The sequence below is a fragment of the Streptomyces sp. NPDC058257 genome, from assembly GCF_042881845.1.
Taxonomy (GTDB): Bacteria; Actinomycetota; Actinomycetes; order Streptomycetales; family Streptomycetaceae; genus Streptomyces.
In genome coordinates this window covers 45,687-65,154 of sequence record NZ_JBHVXJ010000013.1, presented here as the reverse complement: position 1 = coordinate 65,154, position 19,468 = coordinate 45,687, and the positions used below count along the sequence as shown (strand labels likewise).

General features: G+C 70.1%; 16 protein-coding genes and 1 pseudogene. 5 read left to right on the top strand and 12 right to left on the bottom strand.

The features are described 5' to 3' along the window. Positions 1-94: 94 nt before the first annotated feature. Positions 95-862, bottom strand: a complete 768-nt coding sequence (locus tag ACFVXC_RS27760; RefSeq protein WP_389910187.1) for a crotonase/enoyl-CoA hydratase family protein — start codon at positions 860-862, stop codon at positions 95-97. Between the two features lie 139 nt (positions 863-1,001). Beyond that, positions 1,002-4,016 carry an excinuclease ABC subunit UvrA gene (uvrA, locus tag ACFVXC_RS27755; RefSeq protein ID WP_389910184.1) on the bottom strand — a complete coding sequence of 1,005 codons (3,015 nt, stop codon included), beginning with the start codon at positions 4,014-4,016 and terminating at the stop codon, positions 1,002-1,004. A gap of 223 nt (positions 4,017-4,239) precedes the next feature. Between uvrA and ACFVXC_RS27750 the strand changes: the two genes are divergently transcribed. Beyond that, positions 4,240-4,923, top strand: coding sequence for a maleylpyruvate isomerase family mycothiol-dependent enzyme (locus tag ACFVXC_RS27750; protein ID WP_389910181.1), 684 nt, complete (start codon positions 4,240-4,242; stop codon positions 4,921-4,923). Positions 4,924-4,933: 10 nt separating this feature from the next. Beyond that, a complete protein-coding gene (locus ACFVXC_RS27745; RefSeq protein WP_389910179.1) occupies positions 4,934-5,590 on the top strand; it encodes an MBL fold metallo-hydrolase in 657 nt (218 codons plus the stop codon). Positions 5,591-5,633: 43 nt separating this feature from the next. On the opposite strand, the gene aroQ is transcribed toward ACFVXC_RS27745, so the two are convergent. From aroQ to ACFVXC_RS27710, 7 genes are all read right to left on the bottom strand, one after another. Next, positions 5,634-6,095: a type II 3-dehydroquinate dehydratase gene (gene aroQ, locus ACFVXC_RS27740; RefSeq protein WP_389910176.1), complete on the bottom strand. Its 462-nt coding sequence runs from the start codon at positions 6,093-6,095 to the stop codon at positions 5,634-5,636. Positions 6,096-6,150: 55 nt separating this feature from the next. Beyond that, the gene (locus tag ACFVXC_RS27735) at positions 6,151-7,248 is read right to left on the bottom strand and encodes a calcium:proton antiporter (protein ID WP_389910173.1); all 1,098 of its coding nucleotides are present in this window, start codon (positions 7,246-7,248) and stop codon (positions 6,151-6,153) included. A 182-nt stretch (positions 7,249-7,430) separates the two neighbouring features. After that, positions 7,431-8,420 (bottom strand): TerC family protein, encoded by a 990-nt coding sequence (locus ACFVXC_RS27730; protein ID WP_389910171.1) that lies wholly within the window; start codon positions 8,418-8,420, stop codon positions 7,431-7,433. A 307-nt stretch (positions 8,421-8,727) separates the two neighbouring features. Next, positions 8,728-10,665, bottom strand: a complete 1,938-nt coding sequence (locus ACFVXC_RS27725; RefSeq protein ID WP_389910168.1) for a TerD family protein — start codon at positions 10,663-10,665, stop codon at positions 8,728-8,730. Positions 10,666-10,711: 46 nt separating this feature from the next. Further along, on the bottom strand, positions 10,712-11,290 hold the full coding sequence (locus ACFVXC_RS27720; RefSeq protein ID WP_389910165.1) for a TerD family protein: 579 nt from the start codon (positions 11,288-11,290) through the stop codon (positions 10,712-10,714). Positions 11,291-11,422: 132 nt separating this feature from the next. Next, positions 11,423-13,552 (bottom strand): excinuclease ABC subunit UvrB, encoded by a 2,130-nt coding sequence (gene uvrB / locus ACFVXC_RS27715; RefSeq protein ID WP_389910163.1) that lies wholly within the window; start codon positions 13,550-13,552, stop codon positions 11,423-11,425. A gap of 40 nt (positions 13,553-13,592) precedes the next feature. Then, on the bottom strand, positions 13,593-14,462 hold the full coding sequence (locus ACFVXC_RS27710; protein ID WP_389910160.1) for an MHYT domain-containing protein: 870 nt from the start codon (positions 14,460-14,462) through the stop codon (positions 13,593-13,595). Between the two features lie 249 nt (positions 14,463-14,711). On the opposite strand from ACFVXC_RS27710, the gene ACFVXC_RS27705 reads away from it, so the two are divergent. From ACFVXC_RS27705 to ACFVXC_RS27695, 3 genes are all read left to right on the top strand, one after another. Continuing rightward, entirely contained in the window at positions 14,712-15,608 is an 897-nt protein-coding gene (locus ACFVXC_RS27705) for a glycerophosphodiester phosphodiesterase (protein ID WP_389910158.1), read from the top strand. Between the two features lie 64 nt (positions 15,609-15,672). Beyond that, positions 15,673-16,251, top strand: coding sequence for a methylated-DNA--[protein]-cysteine S-methyltransferase (locus ACFVXC_RS27700; RefSeq protein ID WP_389910155.1), 579 nt, complete (start codon positions 15,673-15,675; stop codon positions 16,249-16,251). Between the two features lie 130 nt (positions 16,252-16,381). Next, the gene (locus ACFVXC_RS27695; protein WP_389910153.1) at positions 16,382-17,644 is read left to right on the top strand and encodes an MFS transporter; all 1,263 of its coding nucleotides are present in this window, start codon (positions 16,382-16,384) and stop codon (positions 17,642-17,644) included. Between the two features lie 24 nt (positions 17,645-17,668). Here ACFVXC_RS27695 and ACFVXC_RS27690 read toward each other — a convergent pair whose 3' ends face one another. From ACFVXC_RS27690 to ACFVXC_RS27680, 3 genes and pseudogenes are all read right to left on the bottom strand, one after another. Beyond that, entirely contained in the window at positions 17,669-18,034 is a 366-nt protein-coding gene (locus ACFVXC_RS27690; protein WP_389910150.1) for a cupin domain-containing protein, read from the bottom strand. Positions 18,035-18,122: 88 nt separating this feature from the next. Further along, positions 18,123-18,544: pseudogene (locus tag ACFVXC_RS27685) on the bottom strand (VOC family protein); the annotation flags it as partial. A 76-nt stretch (positions 18,545-18,620) separates the two neighbouring features. Then, the gene (locus ACFVXC_RS27680) at positions 18,621-19,433 is read right to left on the bottom strand and encodes a class I SAM-dependent methyltransferase (protein ID WP_389910148.1); all 813 of its coding nucleotides are present in this window, start codon (positions 19,431-19,433) and stop codon (positions 18,621-18,623) included. Positions 19,434-19,468: the final 35 nt, after the last annotated feature.

Genomic DNA, 19,468 nt, shown 5'->3' with positions numbered 1-19,468 from the left:
TGGTTCCGCGGAGGCTGGTTTCCGCTGCGGAGGCTGGTTCTGCGGAGGCTGGTTTCCGCTGCGAAGGCTGGTTCCGCGGAGGCAGCCGAGCGCCTCACTCGCCGCCGGTGAACGCTCCGTGCCGCCCCGCCCCCGCCGCGAACCTGGCCGCGCCGTCCGCCGCCTCGGCGAGGGACCCCAGTCCGTGGCGCAGTTCACCCGCCATCGCCTCCTGCTCGGTCAGGCCGCCCTGTTCAAGCACGGAGTGCCGGTCGTTCCGGAGGCAGGTCTGCGGGAACGCGGCGATCTCCGCGGCGAGGCGCTCGGCCGCGGCGCGGGACGTACCCGGCGGTACGGTCCTGTTGACCAGGCCCATCGCCAGCGCCTCGGCGGCGGGTACGGGGCGGCCGGTGAGCACCAGGTCCATGGCGCGGCTCTCCCCGATGAGCCGGGGCAGCCGCACGGTCCCGCCGTCGATGAGCGGGACGCCCAGGCGGCGGCAGAAGACTCCGAGCACCGCGTCCTCGTCGGCCACGCGCAGGTCGCACCAGAGCGCCAGCTCCAGGCCTCCGGCGACCGCGTGTCCGGAGATCGCGGCGACGACGGGCTTGGACAGACGCATCCGGGTCGGCCCCATGGGCCCGTCCCCCTTCTCGGTCACCTCGTTCCCTGCCGGGGTCCCGATGGCCTTGAGATCCGCACCGGCACAGAAGGTGCCGCCCTCGCCCCACAGCACGGCGACGGACGCGTCGGGGTCGGCGTCGAAGTCCCGGAAGGCGTCCGCGAGCGCACGGGCGGTGGGCCCGTCGACCGCGTTCCGCACGCCGGGCCGGGACAGCACGATGGTGGTGACGGGGCCTGCACGTTCCGTACGTACGGTCATGCCGCCCAGGCGACCACGGGAACGGGCCGCCGGACAAGGGGGAACCCTTGTCCGGCGGCCCGTTCGCGGGAGCGCCCGAAGGGGCGCGGGGAACTGCGCGACCAGCCGCAGCGCACCCGCGGATGCGTACGGCGCGCCGTCAGCTCTTAGGGGCCTTGGCCACCTTCTTCGGAGCAGCCTTCTTGGCAGTGGCCTTCTTGGCAGTGGCCTTCTTGTTCGCTGCCGTCTTGGCGACAGCCTTCGCCGCCGTCTTCTTGGCCGCCGACGCGACAACCCGCTTACGCCCCTGCGAGGGCAACGCGTCGCTGATCCGGTCCGCCGCCAGGATGTCCCGCAGGAACTTGCCCGTGTGGCTCGTCGGGACCCCCGCGACCTCCTCGGGCGTGCCCTCGGCGACGACGAGACCGCCGCCGTTGCCGCCTTCGGGGCCCATGTCGACGACCCAGTCCGCGGTCTTGACGACGTCGAGGTTGTGCTCGATGACGATGACCGTGTTGCCCTTGTCGACCAGGCCGGACAGGACCGCGATCAGCTTGCTGATGTCCTGGAAGTGCAGACCGGTGGTCGGCTCGTCCAGGACGTAGACGGTCCGTCCCGTGGAGCGCTTCTGCAGCTCGGAGGCCAGCTTCACGCGTTGGGCCTCACCGCCGGAGAGCGTGGGGGCGGACTGGCCGAGCCGGACGTACCCCAGACCCACGTCGTTGAGCGTGCGCAGGTGGCGGGAGATGGCGGGCACCGCCTCGAAGAAGTCGAGCGCCTCCTCGATCGGCATGTCCAGGACCTCGGCGATGGACTTGCCCTTGTAGTGGACGTCCAGCGTCTCGCGGTTGTAGCGCGCCCCGTGGCAGACCTCGCACGGCACGTACACATCCGGGAGGAAGTTCATCTCGATCTTGATCGTGCCGTCGCCGGAGCAGTTCTCGCAGCGCCCGCCCTTGACGTTGAAGGAGAAGCGGCCGGGCAGATAGCCGCGGACCTTCGCCTCCATCGTCTCCGCGAACAGCCTGCGGACGTGGTCGAAGACTCCGGTGTACGTCGCCGGGTTCGACCGGGGTGTGCGGCCGATCGGCGACTGGTCGACGTGCACGACCTTGTCGACCAGGTCGTCGCCCTCCACGCGCGTGTGCCGCCCGGGGACGGACCTGGCGCCGTTCAGCTCGCGCGCCAGGTGCGTATAGAGGATGTCGTTGACCAGCGTCGACTTTCCGGAGCCCGAGACACCGGTGACCGCGGTGAGGACGCCGAGGGGGAAGGAGACGTCGATGTCCTGGAGGTTGTTCTCCCGGGCGCCGTGCACCGTCAGCTGCCGGGTGGGGTCGGCGGGGCGGCGCACGTCGGGCACCGGGATGGACTTCTTGCCGGAGAGGTACTGACCGGTGATCGACTTGTCGTTGGCCAGGAGCTCCTTCATGGAGCCGCTGTGCACGACCTTGCCGCCGTGCTCCCCCGCGCCGGGGCCGATGTCGACGACCCAGTCGGCGACCTTGATGGTGTCCTCGTCGTGCTCGACGACGATGAGCGTGTTGCCCATGTCGCGCAGGCGCACGAGGGTCTCGATCAGGCGGTGGTTGTCGCGCTGGTGCAGGCCGATGGACGGCTCGTCCAGTACGTAGAGGACGCCGACGAGGCCCGAGCCGATCTGGGTGGCCAGGCGGATGCGCTGGGCCTCGCCTCCGGAGAGCGTGCCAGCGGCGCGGTTCAGCGAGAGGTAGTCAAGGCCTACGTCGACCAGGAACCGCAGCCGTTCGTTGACCTCCTTCAGGACGCGCTCGGCGATCTTCTTGTCGCGGGCGCCCAGCTTCAGCTCGGCGAGGAAGTCCGCGCAGTCGCTGATGGACATCGCGGAGACCTCGGCGATGGACTTCCCCATGACCGAGACGGCGAGGACGATCGGCTTCAGACGTGTGCCCTCACAGGTGGGGCAGGGCACCTCGCGCATGTAGCCCTCGAAGCGCTCGCGGCTCGCGTCGCTCTCGGCCTCGCTGTGGCGGCGCTTGACGAAGGGGACGGCGCCTTCGAAGGCGGTGGTGTAGACCCGCTCGCGGCCGTACCTGTTCCTGTAGCGGACCTCGATCTGGGTCTTGTGCCCGTTCAGGAGGGCCTTCTTCGCGCGCTGCGGCAGGCCGGCCCAGGGCATGTCCGTGGCGAAGCCGAGGGCGTCGGCGAGTGCGCCGACCAGGCGTGCGAAGTAGTCCTTGGTGTGGCCGTGCGACCAGGGGTGGATGGCGCCTTCGTCGAGCGACTTGTCCTCGTCCGGGACGATCAGCTCGGGGTCGACCTCCATGCGCGTACCGATACCCGAGCAGTCCGGGCAGGCGCCAAAGGGCGAGTTGAAGGAGAAGGAGCGGGGCTCCAGCTCCTCGAAGGACAGGTCGTCGTACGGGCAGTACAGGTGCTCCGAGTACATCCGCTCGCGCTCGGGGTCGTCCTCGGGGAGGTCGACGAAGTCGAGCACGACCATGCCGCCGGCGAGGCCGAGCGCGGTCTCCACGGAGTCGGTGAGGCGGCGCTTGGCGGAGTCCTTCACCGTGAGGCGGTCGATGACCACCTCGATGGTGTGCTTCTCCTGCTTCTTCAGCGTGGGCGGCTCGGAGAGCTGGATCGTCTCGCCGTCGACCCGCGCGCGGCTGTAGCCCTTGGTCTGGAGGTCGGCGAAGAGGTCGACGAACTCGCCCTTGCGCTCGCGCACCAGCGGCGAGAGGACCTGGAAGCGGCTGCCTTCCGGCAGCTCGAGGACCTTGTCGACGATGGCCTGCGGCGACTGCCGGGAGATGGGGCGCCCGCACTCGGGGCAGTGCGGCTTGCCGATGCGCGCGAAGAGCAGGCGGAGGTAGTCGTAGACCTCCGTGATGGTGCCGACCGTGGAGCGCGGGTTGCGCGAGGTCGACTTCTGGTCGATGGAGACCGCGGGCGAGAGGCCTTCGATGAAGTCGACGTCCGGCTTGTCCATCTGGCCGAGGAACTGCCTGGCGTACGAGGAAAGCGACTCCACGTACCGCCGCTGGCCCTCGGCGAAGATCGTGTCGAACGCGAGCGAGGACTTGCCCGACCCGGAGAGCCCGGTGAAGACGATGAGGGAGTCACGCGGGAGGTCGAGCGAGACGTTCTTGAGATTGTGCTCGCGCGCGCCACGGACGATGAGACGGTCGGCCACGCCGGTCCGCACCTTTCTTGAGAGAAGTGACAGGGGCGGGACCCCTGTCATTCACAGACTAGGGCGAGCCACTGACAACGCCGGGACGGATGCCCTGGGTGATAACAAACCCGGACCGCCAAGAATGCCCGATGCCGCACCCGACCATATAGCACGTGCATTCGATTTGCGGTGCCGCTCCGGCACCTTCACCCGAACGTGTGGCACGGCTATCGTCGGACGCATGATTGATCATGTGCGCGACCTGGCGTCTGTACGTGACGCGACCGACCGGCTGCTCACAGCAGCCGCGAAACTGAACAACGATTCGACCGCCGAGCCGTCACGCCTGCCGGGCTGGACCCGCGGTCACGTCCTCGCCCACCTCGCCCGGAACGCGGACGCGCTCGTCAATGTTCTCGCCGGACGGCCCATGTACGTCAGCGCGGACGCCCGGGACGCGGACATCGAGCGGGACGCGCCCCGGCCACTGGCCGAGCAGCTTGTCGACGTACGCGAGTCCGCGGAGCGCTTCGAGACCCGGGCCGCCGTCCCCGCCGACTGGACCCGCACCATCACGATGCGCAACGGGGTGACGGATTCCGCGTCGCGGGTGCCGTTCCGGCGGTGGGCCGAGGTGGAGCTGCACCACGTCGACCTGGGTATCGGGTACGGGCTGGAGGATCTGCCGGAAGAGTTCGTGCGGCGGGAGACCGCGTTTCTGGCGGCGCGCTTCTCGGGGAACGCCGACGTCCCGCCCACGCGGGTGACGGACGGCACGCACGCGTGGAGCACCGGCCGGGACGGCGAGCCCGAGGTCACCGTCTTCGGCCCCGCGCCCGACGTGGTGGGGTGGCTCGCGGGCCGTCGCGACGGCTCCGCGCTGACGGCCGAAGGCGGCCTCCTGCCCGCCCTGCCCCCGCTATAGGCTGAGGCGCATGACGTACAGCGGAGCAGTGAAGGTCGGCGGCGGTGCGGACGTACACGAGTTGCAGGACCTGATGATCTCGAAGGTCGCCGTCGGCCCGATGGACAACAACGCCTATCTGCTGCGCTGCCGGGCCACCGACGAGCAGCTCCTGATCGACGCGGCGAACGACGCCGAGACGCTGCTCACACTGATCGGTGACGACGGCATCGCGTCCGTCGTCACCACCCACCAGCACGGCGACCACTGGCAGGCCCTCGCCGCGGTCGTCGAGGCGACCGGCGCACGGACCCACGCGGGCCGCGAGGACACGGTGGGCATCCCGGTGCCCACGGACGTCCCGCTCGTGGACGGCGACACCGTCCAGGTCGGCCGGGTCTCGCTCACCGCGCGCCACCTGGTGGGCCACACGCCGGGCTCGATCGCCCTCGTCTACGACGACCCGCACGGCCACCCGCATGTCTTCACCGGCGACTGCCTCTTCCCCGGCGGCATCGGCAACACGCACCAGGACCCGCAGGCCTTCGCGAGTCTCCTGACCGACGTCGAGACGAAGATCTTCGGCACGCTCCCCGACGAGACCTGGGTCTACCCCGGCCACGGGAACGACACGACCCTTGGCACCGAGCGCCCGCACCTGGCGGAGTGGCGTCAGCGGGGCTGGTGAACTGCCGTACGTCGGCTGGTGAACTGCCGTACGTCGCCGGGGATCAGGCCCCGGCGACCAGCGCCGCCACCCGCTCCACCGCGAACGCGTACCCCTGCACACCGCACCCCGCGATGACACCGTCGGCGCGCTGGGAGACGTACGAATGGTGCCGGAACGCCTCGCGCTGATGAATGTTGGAGATGTGGACCTCCACCACCGGCATGCCGTCACAGGTGTTGAGCGCGTCGAGAATCGCGACCGACGTGTGCGAGTAGGCGGCGGGGTTGATGACGATGCCCGCATGGTGCTCGCGCGCCTCGTGGATCCAGTCCACCAGCTGACCCTCGTGGTTGCTCTGCCGGAGGTCCACGGTGCCGCCGTGCGCGGCCGCGGCCTTGGCGCACAGCGCCTCGACGTCGGCGAGGGTGTCGGAGCCGTAGATCTCGGGCTGGCGCTGGCCGAGCAGGTTCAGATTGGGGCCGTTCAGGATCATGATCGGGGCGGTGGCGAGGGTGCGGGTCATGGGGTCAGCGTACTGAGGAGCGGGCCGCGCCTCCGTAGCCCCCTGGGGCCGCCCGTCACGGCGTGACCGCCAGTTCCAAGTACGCCGCGAACAGCACCAGATGGACGCCGCCCTGCAGCGGAGTTGCGCGCCCCGGCACGACCGTGAGCGTGCCGACGATCAAGGTGAGCGCAAGCAGCACCATGTGGGTCGGGCCGAGCCCGAGCACCAGCGGCCCGGAGAGCCAGACGGAGGCGACCGCGACGGCCGGGATGGTCAGGCCGATGCTGGCCATCGCGGACCCCAGGGCGAGGTTGAGGCTGGTCTGCACCCGGTCGCGGCGCGTGGCGCGCACGGCCGCGATGGTCTCCGGGAGCAGCACGAGCAGCGCGATGATCACGCCGACCACGGAGTGCGGCATGCCGGCGCTCTCCACGCCGGACTCGATCGTCGGGGAGACCCCCTTGGCGAGGCCGACCACCCCGATCAGGGCGAGGGCGAGCAGGCCCAGGCTGATCAGGGCGGTGCGGGTGGAGGGACCTGTGGCTTCCTCGGAGTCGATCACCTCGCCCTTGCGGGTGATCGGCAGGAAGTACTCGCGGTGGCGCACGGTCTGGGTCGTCACGAACAGGCCGTACAGGACGAGCGAGGCGAGGGCGGCGAAGGTGAGCTGCGCCGTGGAGAACTCCGGGCCCTGCTTGCTCGTGGTGAAGGTCGGCAGGACCAGGCTCAGGGTGGCGAGCGTGGCGACGGTCGCGAGGGCGGCGCCGGTCCCCTCGGACTGGAAGACGGCGACGCGGTGGCGCAGGGCGCCCACCAGGAGGCACAGGCCGATGATGCCGTTGCAGGTGATCATCACGGCGGCGAACACGGTGTCACGGGCCAGCGTGGAACTCTTGTCACCGCCGTCGGCCATGAGCGTGACGATCAGCGCGACCTCGATGATCGTCACGGCGACCGCGAGGACGAGCGAGCCGAAGGGTTCACCGACGCGGTGCGCGATCACCTCGGCGTGGTGCACGGCGGCGAGCACGGCCCCGGCGAGCACGAGCGTCACCAGGGCCACGACCGCGCCCGGCAGATCGCGGCCCCAGGTGAGGACGAGCAGCACGACGGCCAGGATCGGCACGGCCGCCGTCCACTGCGTGGCGAGTCCCCGGAGCCGAGTGATCATGCCTTCGATGCTGCACCGGGCGCCGGGGCCCCGCTACTTCAGTTCCGTCGTCTCCCGTACGTCACGGCCCCTGAACTCGGTCGTCCGGACGGACTTCATGCGTCCGGGCCAGCACGGGCTGTGGCCCGCGGCTCGATGCCGCGGGCCACTGCCCGTGCTGGTAACTCCCGCGTCGGATGCCGTCAGGTGCCGATGCTGTCCTTCGAAGTCTCGTCGGCGGCCTTCTCCGCGGCCTCCTTCTTCGCCTGCTTCTTGGTGGCCATGAGGCTGGTGATCGTCGTGATGACCAGGACACCGCAGATGACGCCGAGCGAGACCGGGATGGAGATCTCGGGAACGTGCACGCCGTTCTCGTGCAGGGCGTGCAGGACCAGCTTCACGCCGATGAAGCCCAGGATGACCGACAGGCCGTAGCTGAGGTGGACCAGCTTCTTGAGCAGTCCGCCGATGAGGAAGTACAGCTGGCGCAGACCCATCAGGGCGAAGGCGTTCGCCGTGAACACGATGTACGGGTCCTGGGTGAGGCCGAAGATCGCGGGGATCGAGTCCATCGCGAAGAGCACATCGGTGGTGCCGATGGCGAGCATGACGATCATGAGCGGCGTCATGATCTTCTTGCCGTTCTTCTGGATGAACAGCTTGGTGCCGTGGTACTGGTCGGCGACGCCGAACTTCTTCTCGGCGGCCTTCAGGAGGCGGTTCTCCTCCCACTCCTCTTCGTCGTCCCCGGAGCGCGCCTCCTGGATGAGCTTCCAGGCGGTGTAGATCAGGAACGCGCCGAAGATGTAGAAGACCCAGGAGAAGTTGGCGATGACCGCGGCGCCGGCGGCGATGAAGATCGCTCGCAGGACGAGCGCGATCAGCACGCCGAAGAGCAGCACCCGCTGCTGGAGATGGCTGGGCACCGAGAACTTCGCCATGATCAGGATGAAGACGAAGAGGTTGTCGACGCTGAGCGACTTCTCGGTGATGAAGCCCGCGAAGAACTCACCGCCCGCCTGGCCACCGCCCCAGATCACCAGGCCCGCTCCGAAGAGCCCGGCAAGGGCGATCCAGACACCCGTCCAGATTCCGGCTTCCTTGATCGACACGTCATGCGGCTTGCGGCCGATGAAGAAGTCGACCGCGATCAGGGCACACAGACCAAGAATGGTCAGTACCCAAAGGGTCATTGAAACGTCCACTGCGCCTCCGGCGTCGTACGGCTACTGATCAGCGTCGTCGCTGCCGGAGGTCTCTTCCACCCGAGGCGGCTCACAGCCCCGCGGGCCGACGCCCCGGGACCGATGGCGGTCCGTATTGACGGGTACGTCGCGTTCGGGAGTACTCCCCTCCGCTGCAAGAAGAGTACGCGAAACACCAAGACTTAGTAAAGAAGATGGCAAGCAAGAGCCAAAAGGGCAGGTCAGCGAGGGTCAAAAGTCGCTTTACCGTTAGTCGCCATCAGCGTCGTGCCGATTCTCAGGGCCCGCCGACGCGTCAGCGGCCGCCCGTGCGCCGGGCGTGCGCGACCTGGTTCAGGACCTGCGTGAGCACCTGGCTGCCGGACGGCGCCATCGGAGGTTCATACGTCCACGCATGGCCCACCCAGGGGTCGGCGAGATGGTCGCCGGCCACCGGGGTCAGACGCAGGAGCGCGCGCCAGAGGGGGTCGAGCAGCGGGCCGTACTCGGTGGCGTCCTCGCGGTCGGCGACCATCATCAGGTGCACGCCGACCGCGGGGCCCTCGTCGGCGAGGTAGCGGAGCTGGGTCACGGCGCGGTCGTCGAAGCCGTGCGGGAAGTCGTTGACGATCAGGAGCTGCTCGGCGGTGTCCAGGTCGGGCGGCAGCGCGTCGGCGGCGCCCGCGCGGATCGCCATCTGCACCAGGTCGACGCGCTGGGTAAGCTTGGCGAGGACCGCGCGGACGCCTGCGGCGCCGGAGGCCGGGGGCTCGTCGAGCAGGCCCGCCGTCACCAGTGGGGAGAGCGCGCCCGCCGCGGAGCCCGCCGCGTCGATGACGTGCACCGTGAACTCCCCCGCCGGATAGACCGCGAGCAGCCGGGCGGCGTGCGCGACCGCGCTGTCCATGGCCAGGCGGCGCAGCTGGTCCCCGTCGGCCAGGGAGTCCGTACCCGACGAGCGGCCGCTGTCGATCCACAGGCCGCGCTCCAGGGGCAGCCGCACCAGCATCGGGATGTGCAGGTCGGGCCGCTCGGGCAGGTGGAGGTCGCCGAGGCGCAGGGCCATGGGGATCTCCATGGGGGTGCGGTAGGCGTGCCAGACGGGGCTGTCCCAGCCTGCGAACGCCAGGGGCAGGGCGGGCTCGACGACCTCGGACTCGGCGGCGAGCTGACCCAGGTCACGGTCGAGGGCGGCCTTCGCCCGGTCGACGAGGAGGCCGTGCTTGGCACGGGCGGCCTCACGCGCGGCATCTCCGGTGTCACCGATGCGGCTGCGCGGGTCGGAGAGGACCTTGTCGAGCTCCTGGTCCATGCGCGACTCGGCGAAGTCGACGGCACTTCGGTACGCGGCCGTGGTGCGGGCCAAGTCCTCGAACATGCCCCACACCTGGTTGTAGAGCCGCTCCTCCATGGACCAGCCGGTCGCGTCGCCCGCCACGGGCTGGGCGGCCTTGCCCGGCTCGGCCGGGGCCGCGGCCGGCGAGGGCGGGGGCGGTGCGCCGGTCTGACGGCTGGGGTGGGTGTAGTTGACGGGGCCGTCGGCCGCGGCGCCCGCGTCGCCCGGCCGGCGCGTCGGCGGGGTGGGATCGGGAGTCACGGCGCCGTCCGGGCCCGGCGCCCCGGGACCGGGGGCGGTCCGCCCCGTCGCCCGCACGCGGGCCTCGTCCGAGGGGCGGGGCGGTGGCACCGCCACCGAGCGGGCGAGGCCCTGGGCCACCGCTTCGTTGATCGTGCCCGCCAGTTCATGGGCCCGCACAAGGCCCTGGTCGGTGAGCATGGCGGCGAGGCCGCCCGCGTACCCCTGGCCGACGGCGCGCACCTTCCACGCGTCCTGCCTGCGGTAGAGCTCCAGGGCGACGACCGCGGACTCGGCGTCCAGGTCGGTGATGGTGTAGCTGGCGACCTCGGAGCCGTCGAGTGCGGTGACGGCCACGAAGGGGGCGGCGAGGGAGCCGAAGCTGACCGGCCCTCCGACGCCGACGGGCAGCGCGAGCAGGACGTTCACCCGCTGCACCGCCTGCGGCACGGCGCCGAGGTCCACCGCGAGGCGGTGGTCGGCGGCGGCCTGCCTGGGCACCTCGAGCCCCGGCAGCGTGGGCGAGCCGGGATGGGCCACCCAGTCCGTGCCGCGCACCTTGCCCTCGTCGTCGCTGAGCGTGATCCCGGCCACGATCGGCTTGCCGACCGAGACCCTGATCTCCAGACGGGTCTCGGGAAGCGGGTGGTTCTGCCCCCGGACCAGCTCGGCCGTCATCGCCTTCGTCCCCCTCGTGCCCTCTGTGCTTACTGGTGCCGCGTGGCTACAGGTGCGGCAGGATCGACGGCATCAGATCCTGGAAAGTGCGGCCGTTGGCGGGGTTGCCGATGGCCGTCATCTGCCAGCCGGAACCGGCGCGGTGGACCTTCGCCATGATCTGCGCGGTGTACTGACCGCCGCCGTCGAGTGTGTAGCGGGCGAGCTCCTGGCCGTTGGTCTCGTCGACCAGGCGGCAGAACGCGTTCTGCACCTCCTGGAACGTCTGACCCGTGAAGGAGTTCACCGTGAAGACGATCTGGTCGATGTGGACCGGGATCCGCGCCAGGTCGACGAGGATCGCCTCGTCGTCCCCGCCCTGGCCGACACCGCCGACGAGGTTGTCACCGGTGTGCCGCACGGAACCGTCGTCACTGACGAGGTGACGGAAGAACACGACGTCCACCGGCTGCTTGTCGGCGAACAGAACCGCCGACGCGTCCAGGTCGACCTCACGCGTGCGCGTGCCGAACAGGCCCCGCCTCGGGGCCGCCTGCCAGCCGAGCCCCATGCGCACCGCGGTCAGGGCGCCCCCGTCGTCCTTCTGCAGGCTGATGGCCTGACCCTTGGTCATGTTGACCGTCACGCGCTGTCCCCTCTCGAAATGCCTGGCAACCGCCGGTCTGCGCGGTTGCCCAGCACCCTACGCAGAGGCACTGACAGTGCCGCAGTGTGGACGGCACTTTGTGTCGGTCTTGCAACACACCAGGCAGTACGCCTACGCCTGCCCCGCCTCCCTCATCTGCCGCAGCTCCTTCTTCATCTCTGACACCTCGTCACGCAGCCGTGCGGCGATCTCGAACTGCAGGTCGCCTGCGGCCGCGCGCATCCGTGCGGTCATCTCCTCGATCTGCTCGGCCAGTTCGGCCGCGGGGCGGTCGGTGGGCACCTTCTCGGCGGTCTTGCCCTTGGCCGCCCTGTCCGCCTTGCCGCCGAGCGCGGGCACCGGCGCCTTGGCGTCCTTGCCGTCCTTCGCCTTGCGGTAGTCGGTGCCGAGCAGCTGCTCCGTGTCGACCTCCTCGCGCGCGATCGCCGACACGATGTCGTTGATCTTCTTGCGCAGCGGCTGCGGGTCGATCCCCTTCTCCTTGTTGTACGCGATCTGCTTCTCGCGGCGGCGGTTGGTCTCGTCGATGGCCTGCTCCATCGCCGGGGTGACCTTGTCCGCGTACATATGGACCTGGCCGGAGACGTTGCGTGCCGCGCGGCCGATCGTCTGGATCAGTGAGGTGCCGGAGCGCAGGAAGCCCTGCTTGTCGGCGTCGAGGATCGACACCAGGGAGACCTCGGGCAGGTCGAGGCCCTCGCGCAGGAGGTTGATGCCGACCAGGACGTCGTACTCACCGGCGCGCAGCTCGCGCAGGAGTTCGACGCGGCGCAGGGTGTCGACGTCACTGTGCAGATAGCGGACCTGGATGCCCAGTTCGAGGAAGTAGTCGGTGAGGTCCTCGGCCATCTTCTTGGTGAGCGTGGTGACCAGGACGCGCTCGTCCTTCTCGGTGCGCGTGCGGATCTCGTGCACCAGGTCGTCGATCTGCCCCTCGGTGGGCTTGACCACGACCTCCGGGTCGATGAGGCCGGTGGGGCGGATGATCTGCTCGACGAAACCGTCACCGCGCGAGAGCTCGTACTTCCCGGGGGTCGCGGAGAGGTAGACGGTCTGGCCGATGCGGCCGAGGAACTCCTCCCACTTCAGCGGGCGGTTGTCGAGCGCGGACGGCAGCCGGAAGCCGTGGTCCACCAGGGTGCGCTTGCGGGAGGCGTCCCCTTCGTACATCGCGCCGATCTGCGGGACCGTGACGTGCGACTCGTCGATGACGAGGAGGAAGTCCTCGGGGAAGTAGTCGATGAGGGTGTTCGGCGCCGAGCCGGGCTCGCGGTCGTCGAAGTGCATCGAGTAGTTCTCGATGCCGGAGCAGGAGCCGATCTGGCGGAGCATCTCCAGGTCGTACGTCGTGCGCATGCGCAGGCGCTGGGCCTCCAGCATCTTGCCCTGCTTCTCCAGCTCGGAGAGGCGCTCGGCGAGCTCCTTCTCGATGCCGTTGACCGCCTTCTCCATGCGCTCCGGGCCCGCCACGTAGTGCGAGGCAGGGAAGACGTACAGGTGGTCGTCGTCGCTGATGACCTCGCCGGTGAGGGGGTGCAGCGTGGAGAGAGCCTCGATCTCGTCGCCGAACATCTCGATGCGGACGGCCAGCTCTTCGTAGACCGGGAAGATCTCGATGGTGTCGCCGCGGACCCGGAAGGTGCCGCGGGCGAAGGCCACGTCGTTGCGGGTGTACTGGATGTCGACGAAGCGGCGCAGGAGCTGGTCGCGGTCGATCTCGTCGCCGACCTTGAGCGACACCATCCGGTCGACGTACTCCTGCGGGGTGCCGAGGCCGTAGATGCAGGAGACGGAGGCGACCACGATCACGTCACGCCGGGTGAGCAGCGAGTTCGTCGCGGAGTGGCGCAGGCGCTCGACCTCCTCGTTGATCGAGGAGTCCTTCTCGATGTACGTGTCCGACTGCGGGACGTACGCCTCGGGCTGGTAGTAGTCGTAATACGAGACGAAGTACTCCACCGCGTTGTTCGGCAGGAGCTCTCGGAACTCGTTGGCCAGCTGGGCGGCCAGCGTCTTGTTCGGCGCCATCACGAGGGTGGGGCGCTGGAGCTTCTCGATCATCCACGCGGTGGTGGCCGACTTGCCGGTGCCGGTCGCGCCGAGCAGGACGACATCCTTCTCACCTGCGCTGACGCGCCGCTCCAGGTCGGCGATGGCCGCCGGCTGGTCGCCGCTTGGCGTGTAGTCACTGACGACCTCGAAAGGTGCCACCGTGCGTTCGATCTTGGATACGGGCCGCATGGAACCCACCGTACGACCCCGCACTGACAACGGGGTCGGATCACCAGCTCTGCGGGGTCCTGGGACCGGAGCGCTGCTGGGGCCTGTGGCCCGTTCGCGGGTCGTGCCGGTCGCCCGAGCGGGGGACGGGGTAGGGGGCGCGAGGCCCCTGTGCGGCGTTCTGCAGGTCCGCCTTGCCCATCACCATCAGCGGGTCGAACATCACGATGACACCCGCGAGGAGCAGGAAGGCGAGGGGGCCGATCATCATGGGTGCGAGCAGCTCGGCGGCCGAGTCCCCCGTGGCCGGCGCCGCGGACGAGCCCTCGTGCAGATGGACCCGGAGGGCGGCCATCCCGGTGTAGTGCATGCCGGTGACGGCCAGGCCCATGACGAGGCTCGCGCCCAGGCTCCAGAGGAAGCCTCTGACCTGTGCGGCCGCCCATAGTGCCGCGGTGGCGGCGACGACGGCGATCACGACGGACGCCGAAACGGTGAGCGTGTTGTAGTCCAGCGTCCCGCGCAGACGCATTCCGGCCATTCCCAGGTAGTGCATCGACGCGACGCCGAGACCGGTGACCGTCCCCCCGGTGAACAGCGCTGTCCCGGTCGCGCCGCGGTAGCCCACGATGAAGATCCCGATGCCGACCATGACGATGGCCACGGCGAGACTCGCGAAGGTCAGCGCCCTGTCGTAGTGGATCGGGGCCTGCTCGACGGAGAAGCCCATCATCGCGATGAAGTGCATCGTCCATATGCCGGAGCCGATCGCCGCCGAGCCGAGCGCGAGCCAGCCGGGCCGCCAGGAGTGCGCGACAAGGAGCGACCTGGTGGTGCAGCGCAGACCGAGCGCTCCGCCGAGGCACGCCATGAGGTACGCCGCCACCGGTGTGACTAGTCCATAACTGAAACCGTCGACCGTGCCCTGCATGAGCGGTAGCCCTTCCGCCTAATGTGTCCATTTGCCCGGGATTGCACCCAAGTGGCCCCAGTCGGCTGTCTACTGACAGGCCATGGACTGAAGCAGAGAGTAAAGCTCACTCCGGAACTTGCGAACGATTTTCCGGGAAATAGACCCGGCTGTCTCCGTTCAACCTGTGGCCATCCTGCACCTGTCTCGCGTTGGCCGTGGACTGTCACTCTCAACCGGTCCGTGCCCATTCATCGCGAGGAGTCACCCTTGTCCGCACGTCTTGCCGCTGCCGCCACCGCCGCTCTCCTCGGAGCCGGTGCGCTCGTTCTCCCCTCCGCCACCGCTCACGCCGCCGACAAGCCGTCGGCACGGGCGTCCGTCTCGCACGACAGACCGTTGGTCGTCGCTCACCGGGGCGCGTCCGCCTATGCGCCCGAGAACACTTTCGCAGCCATCGACAAGGCGGCTGACATGGGGTTCCGCTGGGTCGAGAACGACGTCCAGCGCACCAAGGACGGCGAGCTCGTGATCGTGCACGACGACACCCTGAAGCGGACGACGAACGTCGAGGAGCGCTTCCCCGACCGCGCGCCGTGGAAGGTCGGGGACTTCACCGCGGCGGAGATCGCCACGCTTGACGCGGGCAGCTGGTTCAGCCCGAAGTACGCGGGACAGCGGGTGCCGACGCTGAAGCAGTACATGAACCGGGTCTCGCGCAACCACCAGAAGCTCGTCTTCGAGTTCAAGAAGCCCGAGCTGTACCCGGGCATCGAGAAGCAGGGCCTCGACGTCCTGCGCAAGACGGGCTGGCTGGACAAGCACCACGTCAAGAACAAGCTCGTCATCCAGAGCTTCAGCGCGGACAGCGTCAAGACGGTGCACAAGCTGCGGCCCGACATAAAGACCGGCTTCCTCGGTACGCCCACGGTCGCCGAGCTGCCCGAGTACGCCAAGTTCTCCGACCAGATCAACTCGACGCACACCTCCATCTCCAAGGAGTACGTCTCCGCGATCCACTCGCTCAAGGGGCCGCACCGCAAGCGCCTGGAGATCTTCACCTGGACCGTGAACGACGCGGCCACCGCTCAGCGGGTGGCGGGCTTCGGAGTGAACGGCATCATCACGAACACGCCCGATGTCGTGCGCAAGGCGATCTCCGACTAGCGCTGCCCAGCACCGGCGGGCTCGCGGGGCCGCGTTGTCAGTGCCCGGTCGTACGGTGGTCCTCATGAACGCCAAGGGGCAGCACGGGCAGGGCGGGCCGGGGCAGGACGACCCGCGGCAGGCGGTGTGGGCCGTCGTCGCGAGCGACATCGGCCCGCTGCTGCTCGCCGCGACCGACGACGGTCTGGTCACCGTCGTCTTCCACGCCACGGACGCGGTGCGCGACCAGGCAGTCGAGCGGCTCGGCTCCCGACTGGGGGCCGAGCCGCTCGAAGCACCCGGCTCCGAGCTCCTCGCCGAGCCCATACGCCAGCTCGCGGACTACTTCGCGGGCAAGCGCCACAACTTCGAGCTGCCGCTCGACTGGTCGCTGATCTCCGGATTCAACCGCCAGGTCCTGCGCGAGCTGACGACAGTTCCGTACGGCGCTGTCGTGGGCTACGGAGACCTGGCCCGCCGCGTCGGTCAGCCCGGCGCGGCCCAGGCGGTCGGCATGGCGATGGGCGCCAACCCGCTGCCGGTCGTGGTGCCGTGCCACCGGGTGGTCGAGAAGGACGGCGGCATCGGCGGGTTCGGTGGCGGCGTCGAGACCAAGCGGCGGCTGCTCGCCCTGGAAGGGGTGCTCCCGGAGCCGCTGTTCTGACGCGAAGCCGCTCAAGCCGCTCCTTCGACGCCCCGGCAAAGGCGTCCAGGCAAGGGCGTCCCGGCAAGGGCGTCCCGGCGACTGTGAAAACGGCGTTTCCCGCGTACGAACGCCCTGGCACACTGCGTCAGTGACTTCGACCCTCGACGCTCCTGACATACCCGCGCCGGAGGCGCTGCCGGCCCTGCGCCGCCGCACCACCGCCGTGCTGGTCTCCAGTCAGATACTGGGCGGGCTCGGGGTACCGATCGGCATCGCCCTGGCTCCGACGCTCGCGACCGAGGTGAGCGGGACGGAGGCGCTGTCCGGCCTCGCGCCCACCGCGTCCGTGGCCGGTACCGCCCTGCTCTCGCTGCCGCTCGCCGCCCTGATGACGTCGCGCGGGCGGCGGCCCGGCCTCGTCCTCGCGTATCTGATCGGAGCGCTCGGAGCGGGACTCGTGGTGCTCGCCGCCGTCATCCAGAGCTTCCCCCTGCTGCTGCTCGGCATGGCGGGCTTCGGGGCGGGCTCGTCGGCCAATCTCCAGGCCCGCTTCGCAGCGGCTGACCTCGCCGAGCCCGACCGGCGCGGCCGTGCCATCTCCCTCGTCATCTGGGCCACCACCATCGGCTCGGTCCTCGGCCCGAACATCGCCGCGCCCACGAGTCACGCCTTCGCCGGCACCTCCGTCCCCGAGTCGGCGGGACCCTTCCTCTTCGCTGCCGGGATCTTCGCCGTCGCCGGTCTCGTGGTGGCGGTGCTGCTACGCCCCGACCCGTTGCTCACCGCTCGCGCGCTCGCCCCGCAGGAAGACCATCGCGCGCAGAGCCGTTCGCTGCGGGCCGGTGTCGCCGCGGTGGCCGCGTCGCCGATGGCCCGGCTCGCCCTGGTGACGGTGGCCGTGTCGCACACGGTGATGGTCTCGATCATGGTCATGACCCCGGTCGACCTGGGGCACCACGGCGCGGACCTGCAACTGGTCGGCCTGGTCATCAGCGGTCACATCGCGGGCATGTACGCGCTGTCACCGGTGATGGGCTGGCTCTCCGACCGGTTCGGACGGCTCTGCGTGATCGGCCTCGCGGTCGGGCTGCTGGGCTGCGCCGCACTCCTTGCCGGCACGGCGGGGCCGAGCCACGGCAAGGCCGCCGCCGGTCTCTTCGTTCTCGGCCTCGGCTGGTCCGCCGGCCTGGTCTCCGGCTCCGCGCTGCTGACCGACTCCGTGCCGCAGCCCGCCCGGGCCGCCGTGCAGGGCCTGTCGGACCTGACCATGAACACGGCGGCGGGCATCGGGGGCGCGGCCGCCGGCCTCATCGTCGCGCGGGCGAGCTACGGCTGGCTCAACCTCACGGGCGTCTGCGTGCTGCTGCCGTTGGCGGCGCTCGCGCTGCGCCGGGCGGTCAGGAAGGCCTGATCCGGGGGCTCGTGACCCCGGTGGTCACCGGAGCGTGATGTGGTACGCCTTGCGCAGGGTCTCGTGCACGGTCCACGTCGTACGGTCGCCCTCGCGCAGGACGGCCGCGTCGCCGGGGCCGACCTCGATCACGGCACCGCCCTCGACCGCGATCGTGGCGCGGCCACTGACGACGACGAAGAGTTCATCGGCCTCGGTGTCGGTGACCACGCCGGGCGTGATCTGCCAGATCCCGCGCAGCTGCTTGCCGTCGGGGGACTCCCACAGGACCTTCCCGGTGACTTCCGGGGTGCCGGAGACGATCTGCTCGGGATCGAGGGGCTCGGCCTCCAGGTCGACATCAGGAATGTGTACGGCGAAGGACGCGACAGCTTGATCATTCGTGGTCATGGCCGGTCACCCTAGCCGGGCCCCGCACAGCCCTCCCGGCACGGGTGGGTCGGGACTCTTCGGCCTCTCCGGCTTCTTCCGCCTCTCCGTGGTGCCGCGCTTCGAGTATGTTCCCGTCCGGGTCACGGAAGCAGAGGCTGCCCAGGGCCCTGCCGCGAGCACCGAACGCGTCGTGCGAGATGTCCGACACCGGCGTCCCGCGCTCCTCCGGACGGGCACGCAGCGCCTCGAAGCCGTTCTCCGCCAGGACGAGGCGGGCGTGGTCGACCGGGTGCCCCGCGCTCTGTCCGGGCCCGCACGACGCTCATGCGCTCGGCGGGCGTGAGCGGGGCGAGGTCGAAGACGGTCTCCTCGTTGAGCCGCACGGAGGGGAACGGGGCCTTGCCCGCGGCGAACTCGGCGACGCCCAGTGGCTTCGAGGCCGAGCGCCTTCTCGTAGAAGCCGGCTGCCGCCGCGGGGTCGCGCACCCACAGAACGACGTGGCCGAGACGTGCCGTGTTGCCCGTCATGCGCCCAGGCCGCTGCCCCGCCCCCGACGCCGCAAGGGTCGGGCGGGCGCGCCGACCGCCGGGGAGGGCGACTCCGCTAGGCCTTCCTTCCCCAGGCCGAGATCAGGGGGGAGGCCGCCAGGTCCATCGGCTCCGACGCGATGTTCGCGAGGTGGTCGGTGATGTCGGCGTCGGTGGCCAGGCCCGCGTCGGTCATGGCCGTGCGGGACTGCTGGATCGTGGCCGTCTCCAGGGCCGCGCAGGCGGGCGAGGTCAGCGGGAAGTACGCGTCGGCCTCCACCTGGCGCAGGCCCGCCGCGCGGAGCAGACGCGGCAGGCCGCGGCCGTACGCGAGTTCGGTGCCGCGCTGGGTGATCAGGGCGTGCCGCAGGCGGTTCGCCAGCTGCTGTGCCGGTCCGTGCTCGTCCGGGCAGGGCAGGGGCTGCAGGGCCGGATCGGCCTCCTCGATCAGCAGGCGGCCCCCGGGACGCAGCGCCCGGATCATCGAGCGCAGCGCCAGCTCCCGGTCGGGCACCCGGGCGAGCACGAGCCGCGCGTGGACGAGGTCGAAGCCCCCGCCGGGCGGCGCGTCCGCCCCCACGTCGTGCGTGCGCACCTCGACCGGTGGCCGGGCGGCCGACGTCTGCCAGGAGATGTCCGTGTCGGTAGCGAGGATCCGTCCGGTGGGGCCGACCCGCTTGGCCAGCCAGGAGACGACGGAGAAACCGCCCGCGCCGACCTCCCAGCAGCGCCACCCCGGCCCGATGCCGAGTCGCTCGATGTGCCGGAAGGTCGTGGGGTCGAAGAGCGCGGAGAACGCCTCGGAGCGCCGGCCCGCGCCCGCCCCCTCGGCGGCCCCTTGGGCGTGCCGATTCCGATTACCCGTCAGATAGCCGTCAATGAGCGTCATGCGGTGATTATCCCAATTATCCGGCCTACTCCCGG